At 58.9% G+C, this 19,208-nt stretch carries 14 protein-coding genes; 9 read left to right on the forward strand and 5 right to left on the reverse strand.

The window, feature by feature from the left end; all coding sequences use genetic code 11:
• The first annotated feature begins 7 nt into the window (after positions 1–7).
• On the forward strand, positions 8–916 hold the full coding sequence (locus tag ACL2XF_RS06015; protein ID WP_410014800.1) for a dihydrodipicolinate synthase family protein: 909 nt from the start codon (positions 8–10) through the stop codon (positions 914–916).
• Between the two features lie 60 nt (positions 917–976).
• Complete coding sequence (locus ACL2XF_RS06020) at positions 977–1,957, forward strand: dihydrodipicolinate synthase family protein (protein WP_410014801.1); 981 nt, start codon at positions 977–979, stop codon at positions 1,955–1,957.
• A gap of 415 nt (positions 1,958–2,372) precedes the next feature.
• Here ACL2XF_RS06020 and ACL2XF_RS06025 read toward each other — a convergent pair whose 3' ends face one another.
• Positions 2,373–3,809, reverse strand: a complete 1,437-nt coding sequence (locus ACL2XF_RS06025) for a protoporphyrinogen/coproporphyrinogen oxidase (RefSeq protein ID WP_413728222.1) — start codon at positions 3,807–3,809, stop codon at positions 2,373–2,375.
• Positions 3,810–4,016: 207 nt separating this feature from the next.
• Between ACL2XF_RS06025 and ACL2XF_RS06030 the strand changes: the two genes are divergently transcribed.
• Positions 4,017–4,901, forward strand: coding sequence for a transporter substrate-binding domain-containing protein (locus tag ACL2XF_RS06030; RefSeq protein WP_413722976.1), 885 nt, complete (start codon positions 4,017–4,019; stop codon positions 4,899–4,901).
• 212 nt (positions 4,902–5,113) lie between these two features.
• Positions 5,114–5,770, forward strand: a complete 657-nt coding sequence (locus ACL2XF_RS06035; protein ID WP_410014804.1) for a GntR family transcriptional regulator — start codon at positions 5,114–5,116, stop codon at positions 5,768–5,770.
• A 130-nt stretch (positions 5,771–5,900) separates the two neighbouring features.
• Here ACL2XF_RS06035 and ACL2XF_RS06040 read toward each other — a convergent pair whose 3' ends face one another.
• Together ACL2XF_RS06040 and ACL2XF_RS06045 are read right to left on the reverse strand one after the other, a co-directional pair.
• Positions 5,901–6,551: a glutathione S-transferase family protein gene (locus ACL2XF_RS06040; protein WP_413728223.1), complete on the reverse strand. Its 651-nt coding sequence runs from the start codon at positions 6,549–6,551 to the stop codon at positions 5,901–5,903.
• Between the two features lie 91 nt (positions 6,552–6,642).
• Entirely contained in the window at positions 6,643–7,824 is a 1,182-nt protein-coding gene (locus ACL2XF_RS06045; protein ID WP_413722974.1) for an epoxide hydrolase family protein, read from the reverse strand.
• 199 nt (positions 7,825–8,023) lie between these two features.
• Here ACL2XF_RS06045 and ACL2XF_RS06050 point away from each other — a divergent pair, with 199 nt between their 5' ends.
• The 3 genes from ACL2XF_RS06050 to ACL2XF_RS06060 all read left to right on the forward strand — a co-directional run bounded on the left by ACL2XF_RS06050 (position 8,024) and on the right by ACL2XF_RS06060 (position 12,544).
• On the forward strand, positions 8,024–8,935 hold the full coding sequence (locus ACL2XF_RS06050) for a LysR family transcriptional regulator (protein ID WP_410014807.1): 912 nt from the start codon (positions 8,024–8,026) through the stop codon (positions 8,933–8,935).
• A gap of 121 nt (positions 8,936–9,056) precedes the next feature.
• Positions 9,057–10,598 carry an MFS transporter gene (locus tag ACL2XF_RS06055; RefSeq protein WP_410014808.1) on the forward strand — a complete coding sequence of 514 codons (1,542 nt, stop codon included), beginning with the start codon at positions 9,057–9,059 and terminating at the stop codon, positions 10,596–10,598.
• 401 nt (positions 10,599–10,999) lie between these two features.
• Entirely contained in the window at positions 11,000–12,544 is a 1,545-nt protein-coding gene (locus ACL2XF_RS06060; protein ID WP_410014809.1) for a methyl-accepting chemotaxis protein, read from the forward strand.
• Positions 12,545–12,595: 51 nt separating this feature from the next.
• On the opposite strand, the gene ACL2XF_RS06065 is transcribed toward ACL2XF_RS06060, so the two are convergent.
• Positions 12,596–14,752 carry a glycogen debranching N-terminal domain-containing protein gene (locus ACL2XF_RS06065; RefSeq protein ID WP_413728224.1) on the reverse strand — a complete coding sequence of 719 codons (2,157 nt, stop codon included), beginning with the start codon at positions 14,750–14,752 and terminating at the stop codon, positions 12,596–12,598.
• Between the two features lie 5 nt (positions 14,753–14,757).
• The gene (locus tag ACL2XF_RS06070; protein ID WP_410014811.1) at positions 14,758–15,831 is read right to left on the reverse strand and encodes a glycosyltransferase family 4 protein; all 1,074 of its coding nucleotides are present in this window, start codon (positions 15,829–15,831) and stop codon (positions 14,758–14,760) included.
• Between the two features lie 512 nt (positions 15,832–16,343).
• Between ACL2XF_RS06070 and ACL2XF_RS06075 the strand changes: the two genes are divergently transcribed.
• Positions 16,344–17,498 (forward strand): mandelate racemase family protein, encoded by a 1,155-nt coding sequence (locus ACL2XF_RS06075; RefSeq protein ID WP_413728225.1) that lies wholly within the window; start codon positions 16,344–16,346, stop codon positions 17,496–17,498.
• Positions 17,499–17,549: 51 nt separating this feature from the next.
• A complete protein-coding gene (locus ACL2XF_RS06080) occupies positions 17,550–19,208 on the forward strand; it encodes an ABC transporter substrate-binding protein (RefSeq protein ID WP_413722965.1) in 1,659 nt (552 codons plus the stop codon).

The raw sequence follows: 19,208 nt of genomic DNA on the forward strand, positions 1-19,208 counted from the left end.
TCAGCTTATGATCCTTAAGGGAGTACTGTCCGCTATTGTTACGCCGTTCACCGCTGACGGTGAAGGTATCGATGAAGCGGCGCTACGCAAGCTCGTAGACCAAAATATCGCTGACGGCGTCGATGGTTTTGTTCCTGCCGGCGGTACCGGCGAGTTTTCTGTCCTTTCCCACCAGGAGAGATTACGTTTAGTCGCGATCGTGGCCGAGCAGGCGGCTGGCAAGGCCACGGTACTGGCCCATACCGGCGCAACCTCGTCCCGGGAAGCCATTGCATTTTCCAGGCACGCCGAAAGCGTGGGCGCCACCGCCATCATGCTGGCGACCCCCTACTATGAGCCCATCGGTTTTGATGAGGCGTTCGCGTATTACGCCGAAGTCGCCGCGGCCACCAGCCTGCCCATTTGCGCTTACAACTTTCCCCCGGCCACTGGTCTGCATCTCGACGTGGATTTCCTGCTAAAACTGGCCAGGGAGATACCGCAGGTCAAATACGTCAAGGATTCGTCGGCCAACATCATGCAAATGAGCGCGCTGCTGATGGATCATGCCGATGAAATCACTTTTTTCAACGGCGAAGACGTGCTGATGCTGCCCGCGCTGATGCTGAAAGCGCCCGGCATGGTGATGGGCACCGGCAATTTTATGGCGCCGGGGCTGGTGAAATTACAGCGCGCGAGCGAAAGCGGCGACGACCAGGCGGTTGCGGATCTCTGGCGGCAAGTGTATCCGCTGATCCGCCTGCTAGGCGCGGGCCGCTACAACAGCGGCATCAAGGCCGCCTGTGAAATCCTGGGGCTGAGCGTCGGGCCGGTGCGCGCGCCGATTCCGCCTTATTCCACCGTGCAGAAAGCGGCGCTCAGGCAGGCCATTTCCGCCATAGATCCGGCATTGCTGACCGGCGCGGCGCGCCGGTAACCCAACGGCACCGGCAATCCCGTTACGCCGTCCGTTAAGAACCATCATTGGAGAGGTAGTATGAAAGCAGATATATTTTCCGGGGTGATCCCGGCGTTGATGACGCCTTGCACACAGGCCAGGCAGCCCGATTTTGATGCCCTGGTGCGTAAAGCGCAGGAATTGATCGGCGCGGGTATGTCGGCGGTGGTCTATTGCGGTTCGATGGGCGACTGGCCATTGCTGACCGACGCGCAGCGCATGGAAGGGGTGGAGCGCCTGACCCAGGCCGGCATTCCGGTCATCGTCGGCACCGGCGCGGTGAATACCGCCGCTGCGGTGGCCCATGCCGCCCACGCGCAGAGCGTTGGGGCCAAAGGCCTGATGGTTATTCCGCGGGTGCTATCGCGCGGTTCGGTGATCGCGGCGCAAAAAGAACACTTTAAAGCCATCCTTGCCGCCGCGCCGGAGCTGCCGGCGGTTATCTATAACAGTCCCTATTATGGTTTCGCTACCCGCGCCGATCTGTTTTTCGCCTTGCGCGGCGAACATGCCAACCTGGTCGGTTTTAAAGAGTTCGGGGGCATGGATGACCTGCGTTACGCCGCGGAGAATATCACCAGCCGCGACGATGACGTTACGCTGATGATTGGCGTCGATACCGCCGTAGTGCATGGCTTCGTCAACTGTGGCGCCACCGGCGCCATCACCGGCATTGGCAACGTGCTGCCCGAAGAAGTGCTGCATCTGTGTCATCTTTCTCAGGCGGCGGCGGCCGGTGATAGCGACGCGCGCCAACGGGCGCAGGAGCTTGAACAGGCGCTGGCGATTCTGTCGTCATTCGATGCCGGTCCGGATCTGGTGCTGTTCTTCAAATATATGATGGTGCTGAAGGGGAATAAAGAGTACGCGCTGCATTTCAATCGGACCGACGCGCTTACCGACAGTCAGCGCGGCTACGTGGAGGCGCAATTCCGCTTGTTCAATCAATGGTATACCGAATGGAGCCAATTGCCGGGCGCGGTACAGCGCTATAAAAACGGCATGGAACGAGCCGCTTAGGTTGGGTTCAATCGCTCTATTCAAGCGTGGTTGGCAGTAAAAACCACGCTTTTTTTTGCGCGCCACGGGATTATTTACGCTGACGTGGGGCCGGCTTTAGGGGAAACCGGGAGCCGGCATGCGGGGCGCTATAGTGCTTGCGGCAGACGGCGCGTGGCGGCCGGGCGGTGAAGCGCATCCACCACCTTGACCGTGGCCTGCGCCCGATCGGCCTCACTGAGGGCAGGGCCCTGCGTCCAGGCGGTGACAGGCCTGCGGTATTGAAAAAGCGGCCGCCAAGGCCGCCCCTTTGTCCATGTCACGGCAGAAAACGGCGCAGACGACCGCACCTTCGACCCGCGTTAACTCGCGGGCAGGGGTTCTGCCGCCACGCCCGCCCCAATAATGCCGATGCGAAACGGGAGCGCGGCTTTATTCAGACATTTTCCTTCACCTGCCCGGCGGTGGCGATACGGTCCCGTTCGACGATGCTCAGCTGCGTCTTTTTTTGCGCCTGGCTCATCAGGTGCACGCGGGCGCGCCGCGCCGCTTCGTGGCCGGAGCCGGTGGCGATCTCCATATTGCCGATTTCGGCAAAGTAGTCGCCCGCAAAATGGATATTGACGTCGTTGCGTTCGCAGTAGGCGAGCATGGGGGCAAAATTGAACCCGGCCGGGCGATACGTATTGCCGGGCACCCAGCGTTGCACAATGGTTTCCTTCACATGCCCCTGCAATTGCGGGAACATTTTGTAGATATCGGCAAGATAACGATCACGAATCTCATCATCGGTCAGCTTAAGCATTTCGCGCGCCGGGGTACCGCCGGAATAAACCATCAGGCTGCCGCCCGGTTTGCGCGGGCCTGTTCTCAGCGGATTAGCATGATTAAAAAACATGTCAAACGAGGCATCCGGCGTGGTGATGGCATAGATATCGTCATAGGGCATCGGGCCCGGCTCGTCGGTGATGATTCCCATGGTGGGGAACGGACCGTACTGAACGCTTATAAGGGTCTGGCGAACATCATCGGGTATATCGCGGACCATGTCAGATGCCTGGTAAGCCGGCACCGCCACCACCACTTCCGCGGCGGTTACGCTATGTTCACGCCCGTCGGTTTCATAGACCACGGTAACCAGGTCGCCGGTTTTACTCACTGATTTCACGGTAGCGTCATAGCGCACGCGATCGCCCAGCAATTCCATCATTACCTCGCCGAAACGGCCCGAACCCCCGTCAAGATTAAGCGCCATGGCATCGCCTTTACCGGCCCATACGGCGCCAAAAAGCGAAACGCCGACCCCCGCGTGCTGGTCTTCCATTTCCGCCGCCGCGCGCCGGGCCGCGGATTGAAAAAGCGCTTCAAGCCGTTTGGGCAGCGGTCCCATAAATTCGCGAAAGGATTTATCCGACAGATAGCTGGCGACCCGCGCCCGGCGGCGCTGGTTACTTTCGCCATATACCGGCGCCATCGCTTTTTGCCAGCCTTTCACCGCCTTAAGAATCCGCATGCCTTTGGTCGCCAGGGCGAAACGCTCACGCAGTGTCATCGGCATGGTCAGCGGCAGGGCGGAAACCATTTTGGGCTTATACACTTTACCGCCCCAATAAATCGCGAATTTATTGCCGGGGATCTTGATGATATCCAGGCCTATGGAATGAAGGATGTTGCGCATATGCGATCCCGGCGGTGGAAACAAGTGACCGCCGAGATTCAGCCAATAGTCTCCCCGTGATACCGAGTAGAGACGTCCGCCAAGACGATGCGATTTTTCCAGCACCAGAATATTCTTGTCCCTCAGCTCCCAGGCCGCCGACAAGCCCGATGGGCCGCCGCCGATAATCACAACATCAAATTCCGGTTTAACCATTTTTATTTCACCTCAATCGCTTACGTGTTGAATTGACTTGCCTCGCAGAGGATGTTCCTGGAGGACCCTGGCCCGGACGGCGGGATAAACATCGCGCTTGCAGCAGCTAAGTGTTACGGGTAATATATTACGTGTAACACGCTATTGTCAATGTTCAGTGAGTGTTCAAGCCCGCGTCGCGCCCTTAATTCATCCCAGGAGAGTTATATGAAATTCAATTATTCACGACTTTTGTGCCTGATTGCCGCGCTGGCGGCAGGCGCGCTTCCCGCCGCCGGCGCCTGGTCTCAGGAGGCGATTGGCAAGGCCGATGACGTGGCTGCGCAGCTGCCGCAATCGATAAAGGACGCCGGCGAACTGCGCATCGCCGTTCCGGACACCGGAAAACCCTTGGCTTATAAAGAAGGCGGCGTGCTTAAGGGGATGGATGTCGATCTCGCGCAATCGGTTGCCGCCATACTGGGTCTGAAGGCCGATATTCGCCTCATCCCTTTCGCCACCGCGCTGGCCGGCTTGCAATCGAATAAATACGATATCTCCTATGGCGAGTTCTATGTCACGACGGAACGATTAAAAGTCGCCGATTTTGTGACTAACTGGCAGGATTACAGCACTTTCCTGGTGAAAAAAGGCCAGCCCTTCCAGGCCAAGGCGCTGGCTGATATTTGCGGCCATAAAGTCGGCGCCATGGCCGGTTCCGCTGAGCTGGCCACGCTCAACTCCGCCGCGCTGAAATGTACGGACAAGGCGTCTGTGGTCAGCGCATTTCCATCCATTAATAATGCCGTGCTGGCCCTTAACAGCGGCCGGGTCGACGGCGTGTTGATTAACCGCGGCGGGGCGCAGGAATCGATACGCGTCGATGCGGGACTTAGCGCCTCGGGCGAAATCGGCGGGGGACCGACCGCGACGGCGGTGGCGCGCAACGCGAATTCGGCTCAATTGCTGCAAGCATTGAAAGCCGCCTACGATCGTTTGATTCAGAACGGCGAATACGCCAAGATCCTAGAAAAGAACGATACCGCCTTCGGCGCCGTCAAAAGCGCGGAAATTTACCAGGAAGGGTCAACGCCGCCGAAATACAGTTTCTGATGAGGCTCCCAGGGATGGGAAGTTTAACGATTAGGCAGATAACTATTACTTATTATAATAAGGAAATGTTATGTCATCGCCCTGGTACCGCCACGGTGAGCAACAATTTAGCGGCCGGGTCATAAGAAAATAGAATCTATATTGAGTAGAACCTTCATTCGGGCTAAAATGTAGCATGTTATCGACTACTAAGATGTCAGTCTGAGGTTTATATGGAACAGGAACATCCTATACTGCGGCAAGCCAATCTGCGCGATCAGGCGCTGTCCATTTTGAAATTGCGTCTGGTTTCCGGCGATCTGGCGCCGGGCCAAATTTATTCCGCCTCGGCCTTGGCCGAAGAATTAGGCGTTTCCAATAGCCCGGTTCGCGAGGCCATGCTGACGCTGGTTAACCAGGGATTGATGGAAACGGTGCGTAATCGCGGTTTTCGCGTGGTGCATTTCAGCGATAAAGAGCGTCATAACGTCTATGAGCTGCGGTTATTGCTTGAAGTGCCGTCGATGGCCAAACTTGCTAGGCTCAGGCCGCGGGTGGAAGCGCGCCGGGAGGAGTTTTCACATATTGCCTCCGACATGGTGGGGTATGCCAAGGAAGGGAATATTGCGGGTTATCTGGAAATGGATCGCCAGTTCCATCTTGGCCTGCTGTCGCTGCTCGAAAATGAACCCTTGGTGACCATTGTTGAAAACCTGCGCGATCAGTCCCGTCAGTATGGTCTCAAGGCGCTGCGTGAAAGTGGCGGGCTGGTAAAATCCGCGCAAGAGCATCAACCTATCCTTGATGCCATGTTATCCGGGGATGGTGAATTAACCACTCAATTGATGACTGATCATCTGAGCCATTTAATGAGTGACTGGGCGGGCTGATTTCCGCCGCCGCCCTGGTTATCTTTCCTCGTAATCCGCCGGCGCGCCGTGCCGTGCTCGTGGCCCGCCGGCCGGCGCGAATATAAGGGTTACGCCGTGCCTGGACCACGGCGAAGTGAGCCCGCTTGCCTTATTCCGCCGGTGCGGTCAGCGCGGCGCGGTGCGCGTTGACAAGGCGTTGCTCGTCGCTGAGCGCCTTTTGCACCGATGGCCGTGCGTCCATCCGATCTTTCCAGCTCGCCACGTTTTTAAGGTGGCTGATGTCGACCCCCGAGCGATCGCCCCAGAATGTGGCCCAGAGATAGGCATCCGCCACCGTCATTGTCTCGCCGGTCAGAAAAGCGCGGCCGTCGGCAAGACGGTCATCAAGGATGCTGTAGGCCGCGGCGATTTTGCCGCTGGTCCAGGCAATGCCTTGTTCCGTCATCAGTTTGCGCATCAGAGGGATATGTTTCTGGGCGATTTCGGTGGCGATAAACACCAGGAGCTGGTCGTACCTGACGCGCTCAAGCGTGCCGCGCAATGGGATCAGTCCGGTCGCGGGATACTGGTCGGCGAGGTAGGAAATAATCACGATTGTCTCGGAAATCGGATGATGTTCTTCTTCATCGATAACCAGCAGAGGAACGTATTGCATGGGGTTGAGCTGCGTAAAGTCATCGCCGTTCGAGGTGGATTTGCCGAACACGTCGAAGTGAATAAGCTCAGGCTCGAGGCCGAGTTCGTTGGCGATAATCTGGACGGCTTCAGAGCAGGTTTTATCAGCGATATACAGTTTCATTGGGTGATCCTAGGATAGTTGCGGCGTTATGGGATGTATAGGGTTGCCCGCGTGCCGGATAAACGGGCCGTGAGGCAAAACCCGGTCTTGCTCAGCGGGGCGCGTGCGCCGGGCGCAGGCTGCGAAAGGCCGCGCGTATTTCATCCGCGAAGATCCGCGGCTGTTCGAATGCCGCGAAATGGCCGCCGCGCGTCGTTTTATTCCAATAGATAAGGTTCGGATAGGTTTGCTGCGCCCAGGATTGCGGCGCGGTCCAGATCTCGCGCGGGAATACCGATACGCCGACCGGGATCCGCACCGGCAGCGAGTAGAAATCCAGGTGCGGATGTTCGGCATACATGCGCGCAGAAGAAGCGCCCGAGTTGGTTACCCAGTACCAGGTCACATCGTCGAGGATTTTATCGTAACCAAAGGCGCTTACCGGGTCGCCGTCGCAGTCCGACCAAGACTCGAATTTTTCGTAAATCCAGCTTAACTGTCCGGCGGGGGAATCCGCCAGGGCATAGCCGATAGTCTGGGGACGCGTGACCATTTCCCAATAATAGCCGGAGCCATCCCGAGCGAACGCGTCAAGCTGATCAAACACTCGCTGTTCATCAGGCGTCGGGTTCGCCGGTTTTTCTTTCGGCGCCACCAGCGGCAGGTTGGTATGGATGGCGCGCAAGCCGGGGAGTTCAAGCCGGGCCATTGCAATGGTGATATGACTGCCCCAATCGCCGCCCTGGGCCACATATTCGGCGTAGCCCAGCCTGTGCATCAGTTCATGCCAGGCTTTGGCGATACGGTCCCGGTTCCAGCCGGTCTCGGCCGGCTTGTCTGAAAAGCCATAGCCGGGGAGGGAGGGAATAACGAGATGGAAGGCATCTTCCGCCCGGCCGCCGTGCGCGGTGGGATCGACCAGCAAGTCGATGGTATCCAGGAATTCCAGCACCGAACCCGGCCAGCCGTGGGTTATGATCAGCGGTATCGCATGCGGATGACGGGATCGGACGTGCAGGAAATGAATGCCGAGCCCATCGATTTTCGTTTTGAACTGGGGATACCGGTTCAGGCGTTGCTCCACGCGGCGCCAGTCATACCGCGTGCGCCAGTATTCGATGAGTTCCCTGACCCGCGCCAGCTGCGGCCCCTGGGAAGCATCGGGTACGGTTTCCCGCTCGGGAAACCGGGTCGCGTCCAGGCGGCGCTTTAAGTCGTCCAGCACTGGCTGGGGGATGTTGATAACGAAAGGCGAAAGGGTAGTGTTCAGCTCGCTTTCAGTGATGTTTTGCATAACAGGGCTCCGTTAAGGCGATCGCCGGCAGACGCGCGGCGTTTCGATGACGGAAAACATAACCGGCCGCGCTGGGGAAATAAACGCCGGTAAAAGCGACTCTCTGTAGCTCCGGGAGCGACAATGCCGTTGGGATAACCATTTACTAAACGACGGCGATACCCTAATTTAGGACGTTATCGTTTCCGGAAGATCAATCATGACGCAATCTTCTCCTTCACTGCAGGATATCGCCGCCTTTGTGGCCGTGGCCCAGCATGCAAGCTTTACCCGGGCGGCCGAACAGCTGGGAACCAGCAAGGCAAACGTGGGTAAAGCGGTGCAGCGCCTGGAGGCGCGCCTCGGGACCAAGCTTTTTCAGCGAACCACCCGATCGGTAACCTTGACCGAGGATGGCAATACCTATCTTGACGCGGCCCGTGCGGCATTAGGCGGTTTACACGAAGCGGAAACGGCATTGGCCGCCCGCCGCGACCATCCCGCCGGCCGGGTCAGACTGGACATTCCCGTGGGGTTCGGCGGATTTATTCTTCCCTCGCTTCCCGCGCTTCGTGCGCGTTATCCCCTGGTGACCCTGGATATTTCACTTACCGATAAGGCCACTGATGCCGTGGGCGAAGGATGGGATATCGTGGTGCGGGTGGGAGAACTGCCGGCGGACGGTGAAATGACCGTGAGAAAACTTTGTGGCCTGCGCCTGTGCCTGTATGCCGCGCCGGCCTATCTCGACGGCCGGCCCTCAATCCGTTCCGTCAGCGATCTGATGCGCCACGAAGCGGTTATTTTCCGTTCTGCCTCCGGCAAGCTCAGACAATGGCATATCTTTGACGAGGGCCGCGTGCGGGAATTTTCCCCCAATATCAGCGCCATTGTGTCCGACGGCAGGTCGCTGGTGGATGCCGCCAGGGGCGGGCTTGGCATTGCGCAGGTTTTTGACCGCGTCGGGGATCCCTATGTCGCCTGCGGCGAACTGCGGCGGGTGCTGCCGGCGGCATCCATTGAGGGACCCCCGGTGCATGCGCTTCTCCCCCTTGGCCGGCGAATGCCGCTGAAAACGCGCGTGGTACTCGAGCACCTGGCCGATCTTATGCGTTCGGCGACCGCGGAATAAGCGCGTGATTGTCTCCCCACCGGAGACACAGCTGCGCCGCTGCCGGTATTTATCCCCGAATCAACAACGCCTATCGTCGCGGTGAAGGACAATATCGTCCCTTTCATACGAGGTGTTTATCATGTCATCAAGCCCGGCGTCTTCGTACGCCCGCAGCGGCCCGCTGGTGCTGTTTGCCGTTTGCCTGGCGGCATTGGCCCTGCCGCTCAGCTTTACCGGCGCGGCGCTGGCCACGCATACCATCGGGATTGAGTTCTCGGCAAGCGCCGCCCAACTTAACTGGATCACCAATAGTTTTATGCTCACCTTCGGCAGCTTTATGCTTCCCGCAGGCGCACTGGCGGATGTTTACGGCAGGAAGCGCGTTTTTATGGGCGGGGCCGCGCTGTTCGCCATGGGCTCCCTTGCGCTCGATTTTGCACCTGATATCACTACGCTGAACCTGTTGCGCGCGCTGCAGGGGGCGGGAGCCGCCGCGGCCCTGGCCGGCGGCTCGGCCGCGCTGGCGCAGGAGTTTACCGGCCATGCGCAGACCCGGGCGTTCAGTATGATCGGCACCACGTTCGGCATCGGCCTTGCCCTGGGGCCGATCGTTTCCGGCAGCCTGATAGAACATTTCGGCTGGCGCTCAATCTTCCTGACGGGCACGATCCTGGACGTGATTGCCCTGGTTATCGCCCAAGGCGTGATGAAAGAAACGCGCAATCCGGGCAGTTCCCGCTTCGACAGCGCCGGCGCCGTGGCTTTTGTCGCCGCGCTCGGTTTCCTGACGCTCGGGCTGAACGAAGCGCCCGATCGCGGCTGGTCCGCGGCGATAGTGCTCGGCGCGTTTGCCCTGTCCATCGCCGCGTTTGCCCTCTTCGCAATGATAGAGACCCGCATTAAACAACCGCTGCTCGAACTCTCCCTGTTCCGCTACGGAAGATTCGTCGGCGTTCAGATCCTGCCCATCGCAACCTGCTATGCGTATGTCGTCCTGCTTATCGTGCTCCCCATGCGTTTCATCGGCGTGGAGGGTTACAGCGAAATACAAACCGGTCTGCTGATGCTTGCGCTTTCCGCGCCCATGCTTATCGTTCCCGCCGGCGCCGCCATCCTTGCCCGGACGATACCCGCAAGCTGGCTGGCAAGCGCAGGCCTGTTCGTCGCCGCCGGCGGGTTGTTCTGGCTGAGCCGGGTCGGATCCGGCGGCTCAATGCTGGCGTTGACCGGCCCGCTGCTGGTTATCGGCCTTGGGACCGGTATTCCCTGGGGCCTGATGGACGGCCTGTCGGTGACCGTCGTGCCGCGGGACCAGGCCGGTATGGCCAGTGGCATCTTCAACACCACCAAGGTGGCCAGTGAAGGTATCGCCTTGGCCATGGTGAATGCGCTGCTATCGGCTTTTGTGTTCTTGGCGGTGACACGGGCGGGCGCCGGCGATGGCGCACATCAGCCTCTCGTCGAGGCGTCGCGCCAGCTCGCTACCGGCAACCTCGATCAGGCAACGCGCATGCTCGCCCCTCTGGGACGCGATGCCCTGACCATGGCCTATGACACCGCATTCACCATGCTGCTCTATGTATTGATGACCGTCACCCTGGCCGCCGCGGTCTCGGTATTTATCCTGCTTTCACCCCGGGACGCGGGAACGCCGTGCCCGGATCGGACGCTGACGGAATAACGGCCCGCCGCGGGTTGCAGGGTCTTAGCCCCCGGTTTCCGCTCCCGCGGGGGCTTCCCGCAGTTAATCATCATGCTTCGCAGCCCCCGGTTATTCCCGCTGTGGCGCAGCTTCCCAGCAATCAAACAAGCCTGCGTTCTTCCCACGCTTTGCCCATTATTAGTGTGATCACGCGCGTGTTTACATCTAAATAAATCAACGCGTTAATTACCTGGTCGAAAATATATCATTAATTATTAGACAGTTAATTCGCTTATAGCAAAAAATTAACATATTACGTCTCTATATCACTTTTAACGATTAATTTGTTTTTTTTTATTTCCGATAAACATATGAAGGCGCAGTCCGACTTCCGGGGCACGATGCGTTGCCAGCCATATAAAACCACAGGGAATCATGCCATGAAATTATCACTTGCCCATAAACTATGGCTCCCGCTCGTCGTCGCGTTGGTGTGCCTGGCCGGAACGTTATTTTTTGGCTCGGTGACGATTAAACAAGACCAACTGACACTGCGGAAAAATGCGATACAGGATGTCTCGCAACTGGCCCAGAGCGTAGTGAAAATGCAGGCCGATCTTGCTGACAAAGGATTGATCTCACAAGCGGAAGCGCAACAGCGCGCACTCCAGACCATCAAGAATCTGCGTTATGGTAACTCGGGGTATTTCACGATTTTGAATACCCAGGCGCAGGTCATCATGCACCCCATCAATGCAATGCTGATTGGCAAAGGGTCTGACATCGCTGATGCCAACGGGGCCTATATTTTCAGAGACATGGTGGCCGTTACCAGGGACAATAATGCCGGTTATACCGCCTATGTTTTCCCCCGTCCGGGCGAGACGAAACCTCAGCCGAAAATCGCCTACAGCATTCCGTGGTCGCCCTGGGGCTGGATCATCACGACCGGCCTGTATGTTGATGATATCGACGAGGCATTTCTGGTTTCGCTTTATCAGAATATCGTTGAATTCGTTACCATCAGCATTCTGCTCTCGTTGCTCGTCTATGTGATCAACCGGGGGATATTGCGAACCCTGGGCGGCGAGCCGCGCTATGCCGTTGAAGTCGCCGCCCGGATTGCTTCAGGCGATCTTTCCCACGCGGTGGATAAAAAAACCAGTGACAGCTCAAGCCTGATATATGAAATGGGTGTTATGCGCAAACAACTCACCACGGTTATTGAAGAGATCCGCGATGGCGCTGATATCATCAACGCCAGCACCCATGATATCGTCGCCGGAAATCAGGAGATAGTCGCTCATTCCGAGCAGCAGGCTATATCGCTGGAAAGAACCTCCTCCAGCATGGAAGAGATTACCGCCGCCGTAAAACAAAATGCGGAGAATTCGGGGCAAGCGCGCGAACTGGCCCGCGGCGCGGTGGATATTGCTTCTCGCGGCGGCGTGATGATGCAGAGCGTGAATGACACCATGACCGGTATTTCTGAAAGCGCCATCAAAATAGCCAGTATTATTGAAGTGGTAAACGGTATCGCTTTTCAGACCAATATCCTTGCCCTGAATGCGGCGGTGGAAGCGGCCAGGGCCGGTGAGCAAGGCAGGGGTTTCGCCGTGGTCGCCGGCGAGGTGCGCAGCCTGGCGTTACGCTGCTCTCAGGCGGCGCAGGAGATAAAAGGGCTGGTGGAAGAGTCCATGGCTCGCGTCAACAGCGGCTCCACACAGATCAAAAAGGCCGGGAGCAATATCGACGACATGATAGAGGCCGTGCAGCGGGTTTCGGATATTATGTCGCAAATTTCCTACGCCACGGATGAACAAAGCAAAGCCATTAGCCATGTTAACGAAGCCGTTGTGCAAATCGATGCGGTGACGCACCAGAACTCCGTGCTTGTGCAGCAGGCGGTGGTAGCGGCAAGTGGCCTGGAAGAGCAAACCCGTAGGCTGACCGAAACCGTGGCCTTTTTTAATACTGGCAGGTAATTTCCGTAAGAGACGACAATGCCCGGTCTCGATGCGAGCCGGGCATCGTGGTTATTGATTGAATTGTAGCGTGACTCCGTCGATGCCGTCTTGCTGTTGCAGGAAAGCGACGGTGCGGCCTCCAACCCGGCGGAATTCCAGCGATACCCTGCCTTCCCCAAGGGGCAAGTCATCCACCGTCAGGCGGTCCACGCCGTCCGGCAATGCGGGACGGTTGACGCGGATCCGGCGGCGGTCGGCGTCGATTTCCAGTCCCAACGTGGCTTGCAGCAGCATGAATACCGCACCTGAAGCCCATGACTGCGGCTGGCACGCCACCGGATAGACGATGGGCTGCTCGCTTGCCGCGCGGGAAAAACCGCAAAACAGCTCGGGCAGACGCAGGGAAAACGCCAGGGCCGCTTCGAACAGATTGCTTAATAGTGCCGCCGTGCCCTGGCGTTCGCCGTAGCGCGCCAGGCCGGCCGCGCACAAACCGACATCATGGGGCCATACCGAGCCGTTGTGATATGACATCGGATTGAAGCGGGCCGCTTCGCCGGACAGCGTGCGAATGCCCCAGCCGGTGTTGAAGGCGGGCGACAGCAGCCGGCGGATCACCTGGGATGCGCGTTGATGGTCCGGCAGGCCGACGTACAGCAGATGGCCGGCATTGGATGCCTCCACCTGGCAGGGCCGGCCGGCGCCGTCCAACGCCAAAGCATAAAAACGGCGCTCCTGCAGCCAGAACCGCTGCTCCACGGTCTGGCGCAACCGTTCCGCCCGTTCGCGCCAGCGCCCGGCGGGTTCCGCCTCGCCCCGTCTGGCCGCCATGCTCGCCATGTCCAGCAGCGCGCGCCAGGCATAGCCCTGCACCTCCACCAGCGCGATAGGGCCTTCGGCCAGCCGTCCGTCGGCATGGGACACCGAGTCATGGCTGTCCTTCCAGCCCTGGTTCGCCAGCCCGCTGCGCTCCCCGCGCTGGTAGTCGAGCAGCCCGAGCGGGCTGGCATCCAGCCTGGATTCTATCCAGGCGATGGCGGCGGTCAGCTGCGGCCAGATCCGGCTGATAAACGCCTCGTCCCCGGTGCGCTTATACCAGGCGCCGGCCAGCATGATAAACAGCGGCGTGGTATCCACTCCGCCATAATAAAACCCGAACGGCAGCTCATTGGTGGCGGTCATCTCGCCCTTGCGGGTCTCGTGCATGATCTTGCCCGGTTGGGCATCCCGGAAGGTGGACGCTTCCGCCGCCTGATGGCCGGCCAGATAGGCCAGCACGCCTTTGGCCAGCGCCGGATCGATCCAAAGCGTTTGCAGGGCGGTGATGATGGCATCGCGTCCGAACGGCGTGGAAAACCAGGGAATACCGGCATAAGGATACGGGCCGGTGGGCAAATCGCTGGTCAGCAATGCCAAATCGGCGCGCGCTTTGTCGAGCCAGGCCTGGAACAGCGGCTGGGAGCACGTCAGTTGCGCCCCCCGGCGCCGGCGCTGGCGCATCTTGCGTCTCGCCTCCACCGCGCCGCGCCGGAAACGGCCGGCGGTCGGGATACTGGCTTGCCGGCCGGCTTCCATCAGCAATTGCCAGTGGCCATGGGGCGGCAAGGGTGCCTGAAAGCGCGCCAGGCCTTCGCCCAAGGCCTCCGGCTGGGGTGAAAACGTCAGCGCGGTTTGCCGGCGAACCGCGTCCAGTCCCTGATAGGCCAGGGCGACGCCCTGTTCAATGGGCTGTTGCGCCAGCGTGCTGCCGCGCAACGGCCGCCGGGCTCCGCGAATCTCAAAGATGTCGCGAAAATCGGTAGCGAAACGCAGGCCGACCGGCAGACTCAGCGCGTATTCGCTGTAATTGCGGATGGCGATGCGCAGATACAAGCGGTTTTGCCACAAAAAGCAGGTGCGTTCGATATGCAGCGCGTTGGCGGGCAAGGTTTGGCCGTCTACCGTCAGCGGCGGGTTGGTCAGATGCGCGGTAAAGAATACGTTGTCGCGGCTGACGGTCGAGGAGAGAAACGCCGGCTGCACATTATCGCCAATAGTCAGCCCTAGTCCGGACAAGAGGCGGGTATCATCGGTAAAGAGTCCGTCGCTCCGGCCGGTGATATCGCCGAAGTCATCGGTCACCAGAAAGCTGTCGCCTTCCTTAAGGACATACAGCGAGGGACGTTTCGCTTCCGTGTGCGGGGATTGTTCCTGCACGTCGCAGGATGAGCGGGGCTGATTTTCCATGGCGCTTACCCCGCCTTTTCCACATGCAACAGGGCATCGCTGTTGGCGGCCGGCTGCCGCAAACGGCGGTACAATTGTACATAGCGATCGGCCATGACGTCGGCCGAAAAGCGTTGCTCGAACTCTGTCCGTACCCGGCAGCGGTCCAGCGTGTCCACGGCGCGGCAGGCGGCCACCGCCTGCGTTTCGTCTTCTACGATAAAGCCGGTGACACCCGGTTCGATCACTTCCGGCACCGAACCGCAGCGCCAGGCCACGACCGGCGTGCCGCAGGCCATCGCTTCAATCATGACCAGCCCGAACGGCTCCGGCCAGTCGATGGGGAACAGCAACGCCCGCGCCTGGCCGAGGAAATCCGCTTTCTGCCGGTCGTTGATTTCACCGATAAACTCCACGCCGCCGCCCTGCAGCAGCGGTTCAATCACCTGGCGGAAATAGTTTTTATCGGCATCATCCACCTTGGCGGCAATCTTGAGCGGAATCCCGGCCTGACGGGCGATGGCGATAGCCCGATCCGGGCGTTTTTCCGGCGAGATGCGGCCGAGGAAAGCCAGGTAGTCCCCCCGGGGAGCGGCGGTGAACCTATAGCGTTCGGGATCCAGCCCATGCCATACCGTGCCGGCCCAGTTGGCGAACGGCAGCGGCTGGCGCTGCGAATCGGAAATGGATACCAGGGGATATTGCCGCCAGCGATGGAAAGCCGTGGGCAGATCGGTCATATCCAACCGGCCGTGCAACGTGGTCAGGGTCTTGGCGGCCACGGACTCGAAGAACGGGAAATGCAGCAGATCGGTATGGAAATGCAGCACATCGAACTCGCCGGCGCGCTCGCGCAGCTCATCGAACATCACATAATGGGCGGCCAGATCCGATTTCAGCGGAGCGGGATCAAGACGCAGCGCCCGATCGCGGCCGGCATGCAATGGCGCCAGGGTTTGGCTGTCGCCGGAAGCGAACAGCGTGACATCATGTCCTTTTTTAATCAATGCGTCGGTAAGATTGGCGACGATCCGTTCGGTGCCGCCATAGAGTTTGGGGGGAACCGCTTCGTACAGCGGCGCAATTTGAGCAATTTTCATTAGCTTATCTCCATACCAACAATAAGTGATGAAAGGCGCGTCAAACGCAGCGATAGCAAAAAAGAAAATAGGGTGCGTGCGCAAAATTTTCAAGTCCGCAACAGGATTTTGCCGGCCGCGGATAAAACCCTAACGCGGCCAAAGGGTTGGGACGGGATCGTGGGCGAACTGCGCGCATCCTAGCCCGGTAGCGAAAGCCCTTGGCAACATCAGGCCGGCCAATAATTCCCCCAACTTCTCTACGCCTATTTTCTGCGCCGCGCTCATTTCCCCTCTCTTTCGTGAAGCTGTTCACATATCCCTATGCGGATGCCCAAACTTACGGTGAAATTTTCGGCGTCTGGCAGAGGAAATATGAAAACAAACTGACTAACTTCGATAATGAAATACCATTTTATTATTTGTGATTGTAAGTTTCATAAAATTGTGAGTGCGCTCACATTACTCAATGTGGCCGTAACTCCGGCGCGCCCTGGCGGGCGTTAACTCTCCCAGAAATGGTAGGTATCGCTGTGAAAATAACGTCAGTTGAGGTCTCTGTTTTTACGTATCCGACACGTCGCGTTTCTGATAGCGCGGGCCATTCGCATCCGGGTGAAGAAAGTCAGGCAAAAATGGCGTTGTTGACGCTGACCACTGACGAGGGTGACTGCGGATATTCATTCGCGCCGCCGGAAGTGGTGCGGCCACACGTGGTCAACGCTTTCTTTAGAAAAGTATTGGTGGGGCAGAATCCGTTTGACCGCGAACGGTTGTGGCAGGATCTGGCGCACTGGCAGCGCGGCAGCGCGCACCAGCTGACCGAACGCGCGCTGTCGTTTGTTGAGCAGGCGCTCTGGGATTTAATCGGCCGTAAACTGAACATGCCGGTGCACAAACTGCTGGGCGGATTCCGGGAAAAAGTGCCGGCATACGGCAGCACCATGTGCGGTGATGAGCTGATGGGCGGCCTTTCCACGCCGGATGAGTTCGCCCGGTTTGCCGAGAAGCTGGTGGCGCGCGGTTATCAGGCCATCAAGCTGCATACCTGGATGCCGCCGGTGGCGTTCGCGCCAGACCCGAAAATGGACATCAAAGCCTGCGCCGCCGTGCGCGAAGCCGTCGGGCCGGACATCGAACTGATGCTCGACGGTTATCACTGGTACAGCCGCAGCCAGGCGTTGACCATCGGCAAGGCGCTGGAAAAACTCAACTTTGCCTGGTTCGAAGAGCCGATGGAAGAAGAAAGCATGGCCTCCTATGCCTGGCTGGCGGAAAACCTCGCTATCGATGTGATCGGCCCGGAAAGCCTGGGCGGCAAACACCACAGCCGCGCCGACTGGGTGAAGGCGGGCGCCTGCGACATCCTACGCGCCGGAGCCAACGGCGTCGGCGGGATCTCGCCGTGCATGAAAGTCGCCGGTCTGGCTGAAGCGTTCGGCATGGACTGCGAAGTGCACGGCAACGGCGCGGCCAGCCTGGCCGTGGTCGGCGCGATCCGCAATTGCCGGTGGTACGAACGCGGCCTGTTGCATCCGTTCCTCGAATACGACGAACCCGCCGCCTACCTGAACAGTATTGTCGACCCGATGGATAAGCAGGGTTTTGTCCATCTTTCCAATCGCCCCGGCCTCGGAGAGGACATTAATTTTGACTACATAGAAACGCATACCGTCAGCCGCGACTGACCTGCGGGCAGAAAAAATACTAAACCTCTGACTCTACCCGGAAGGTACATCATGAACACTGGCACACCCCCCGGGGCGTGGTTATTCGCGCTCCTGCTGATGATGAGCTGCTGGACGGCGCAGGCGAAAACGCCGCCCGACCAGCTGATCGTCGGCATGAATATGAACAACCTGCTGACGCTCGATCCGGCAGCGATGACCGGCAATGATATCGTCGGTATCGTGGTCAACCTTTATGACCCGCTCATTGAGCTCGATCCGCAACAGCTGACGCATGTGCGTCCGGCGCTGGCGACCTCGTGGCAGGTCAACGATGCCGGCAATCTTCTGACGTTCCATCTGCGCGCAGGCGTGACATTCCACTCCGGCAATCCGGTCACCTCAGACGATGTGGTGTGGTCGATGCGCCGCATTTTGCATTTGAACCTGGCGCAGGCATCGGTATGGAAATCCTATGGATTCAGCAAAGATAACGTCGATGAAATGGTACGTGCGCCGTCGCCTGATACCGTTGAAATCCAACTGCCGAAACCGAATGACCCGAAACTGGTGATCTATTCGCTGGCCGCGCTCGGCAGCGTGGTGGCGTTGGATCGTAAAACGGTGCAGGCACATGAGGTGAACGGCGATTGGGGCAACCGCTGGCTGACCACCAATGAAGCGGGTTCCGGCCCGTTTCGCCTCGACGGGTGGCAGGCCAAAGACGTGTTGAATATAAGCCGAAACCCGCAGTACTGGCGCGGAAATCCACGGCTATCCCGCGTGGTGTTCCGCCATTTTCAGGAATCGCAAACACTGCGTTTGATGATTGAAAAGGGCGACCTGGATATCGCCAATAACATGGCGGTTGCCGATGTCAACGCGCTCAGCCACGACCCGGCGCTGGTTGTCGAGCAGGTAAAGAAAGGCACGATTTATTACGTGGCGATGAGCATGAAAGATCCGCATTTCGCCAACGCGAAAGTACGCGAAGCTGTGCGTTATCTCATCGATTATCAGGGCATCGGTAAAGCGCTGATGACCGGTTACGGCATTGTGCACCAGCGGCCGATCCAGGTCGGCATGCCGGCAACCCTGCCGGATCCGGGCTACAAACTGGATATTCCGCGCGCCAAAGCGCTGCTGGCCGATGCCGGTTATCCCGACGGCTTTGATACCACGCTGCGGGTGCTGGCCGATCAGCCGTTTCTCAATATCGCGATTGCCGTACAGTCCACGCTGATGCAGGCGGGGATCCGCGCCAAAATAGTCACCGGCACCGGCAACCAGATCTACGGCGCCATGCGTGAACGCAAGTTCGCCATGCTGGTCGGGCGCGGCGGCAGCGGTGTGGAACCGCATCCGCATTCCAGCCTGCGCGCGCTGGTCTATAACCCGGATAACAGCGACGCGGCGCGTCTCACCAATTTCCAGGGCTGGCGCACGGGTTTTTACGATAAACAGCTCAATACAGACATCGACCGGGCGCTGCTGGAACGTGATCCTGAAAAACAAAAGCAGGAGTACTTTGCCATTCAGGAACGCTACGACGCCCTGATCCCGGCGCTGGTGCCGGTTTCGCAAATGATCGATTCCATCGTGGTGCGCAGGGACGTCAAAAACTATCTGCCGCATCCGTCGGCCACCACCTTTTTGCGCGATGTCTATAAAGACGAGAGCCGGCAGCCTGTGTCGCCGGGTGCGCAGCCAGCCGGAGGGAAGGGATTATGA

The organism is Sodalis sp. RH19, assembly GCF_047324215.1.
Lineage (GTDB): Bacteria > Pseudomonadota > Gammaproteobacteria > Enterobacterales > Enterobacteriaceae > Acerihabitans.

Excerpts from the sequence above, each read along its gene's own strand:
- ACL2XF_RS06045 (WP_413722974.1), bottom strand. The coding sequence starts at position 7,824 with ATGCAAAACATCACTGAAAGCGAGCTGAACACTACCCTTTCGCCTTTC.
- ACL2XF_RS06050 (WP_410014807.1), top strand. The coding sequence starts at position 8,024 with ATGACGCAATCTTCTCCTTCACTGCAGGATATCGCCGCCTTTGTGGCC.
- ACL2XF_RS06025 (WP_413728222.1), bottom strand. The coding sequence starts at position 3,809 with ATGGTTAAACCGGAATTTGATGTTGTGATTATCGGCGGCGGCCCATCG.
- ACL2XF_RS06055 (WP_410014808.1), top strand. The coding sequence starts at position 9,057 with ATGTCATCAAGCCCGGCGTCTTCGTACGCCCGCAGCGGCCCGCTGGTG.
- ACL2XF_RS06030 (WP_413722976.1), top strand. The coding sequence starts at position 4,017 with ATGAAATTCAATTATTCACGACTTTTGTGCCTGATTGCCGCGCTGGCG.
- ACL2XF_RS06060 (WP_410014809.1), top strand. The coding sequence starts at position 11,000 with ATGAAATTATCACTTGCCCATAAACTATGGCTCCCGCTCGTCGTCGCG.
- ACL2XF_RS06015 (WP_410014800.1), top strand. The coding sequence starts at position 8 with ATGATCCTTAAGGGAGTACTGTCCGCTATTGTTACGCCGTTCACCGCT.
- ACL2XF_RS06080 (WP_413722965.1), top strand. The coding sequence starts at position 17,550 with ATGAACACTGGCACACCCCCCGGGGCGTGGTTATTCGCGCTCCTGCTG.
- ACL2XF_RS06040 (WP_413728223.1), bottom strand. The coding sequence starts at position 6,551 with ATGAAACTGTATATCGCTGATAAAACCTGCTCTGAAGCCGTCCAGATT.
- ACL2XF_RS06070 (WP_410014811.1), bottom strand. The coding sequence starts at position 15,831 with ATGAAAATTGCTCAAATTGCGCCGCTGTACGAAGCGGTTCCCCCCAAA.
- ACL2XF_RS06035 (WP_410014804.1), top strand. The coding sequence starts at position 5,114 with ATGGAACAGGAACATCCTATACTGCGGCAAGCCAATCTGCGCGATCAG.
- ACL2XF_RS06020 (WP_410014801.1), top strand. The coding sequence starts at position 977 with ATGAAAGCAGATATATTTTCCGGGGTGATCCCGGCGTTGATGACGCCT.
- ACL2XF_RS06065 (WP_413728224.1), bottom strand. The coding sequence starts at position 14,752 with ATGGAAAATCAGCCCCGCTCATCCTGCGACGTGCAGGAACAATCCCCG.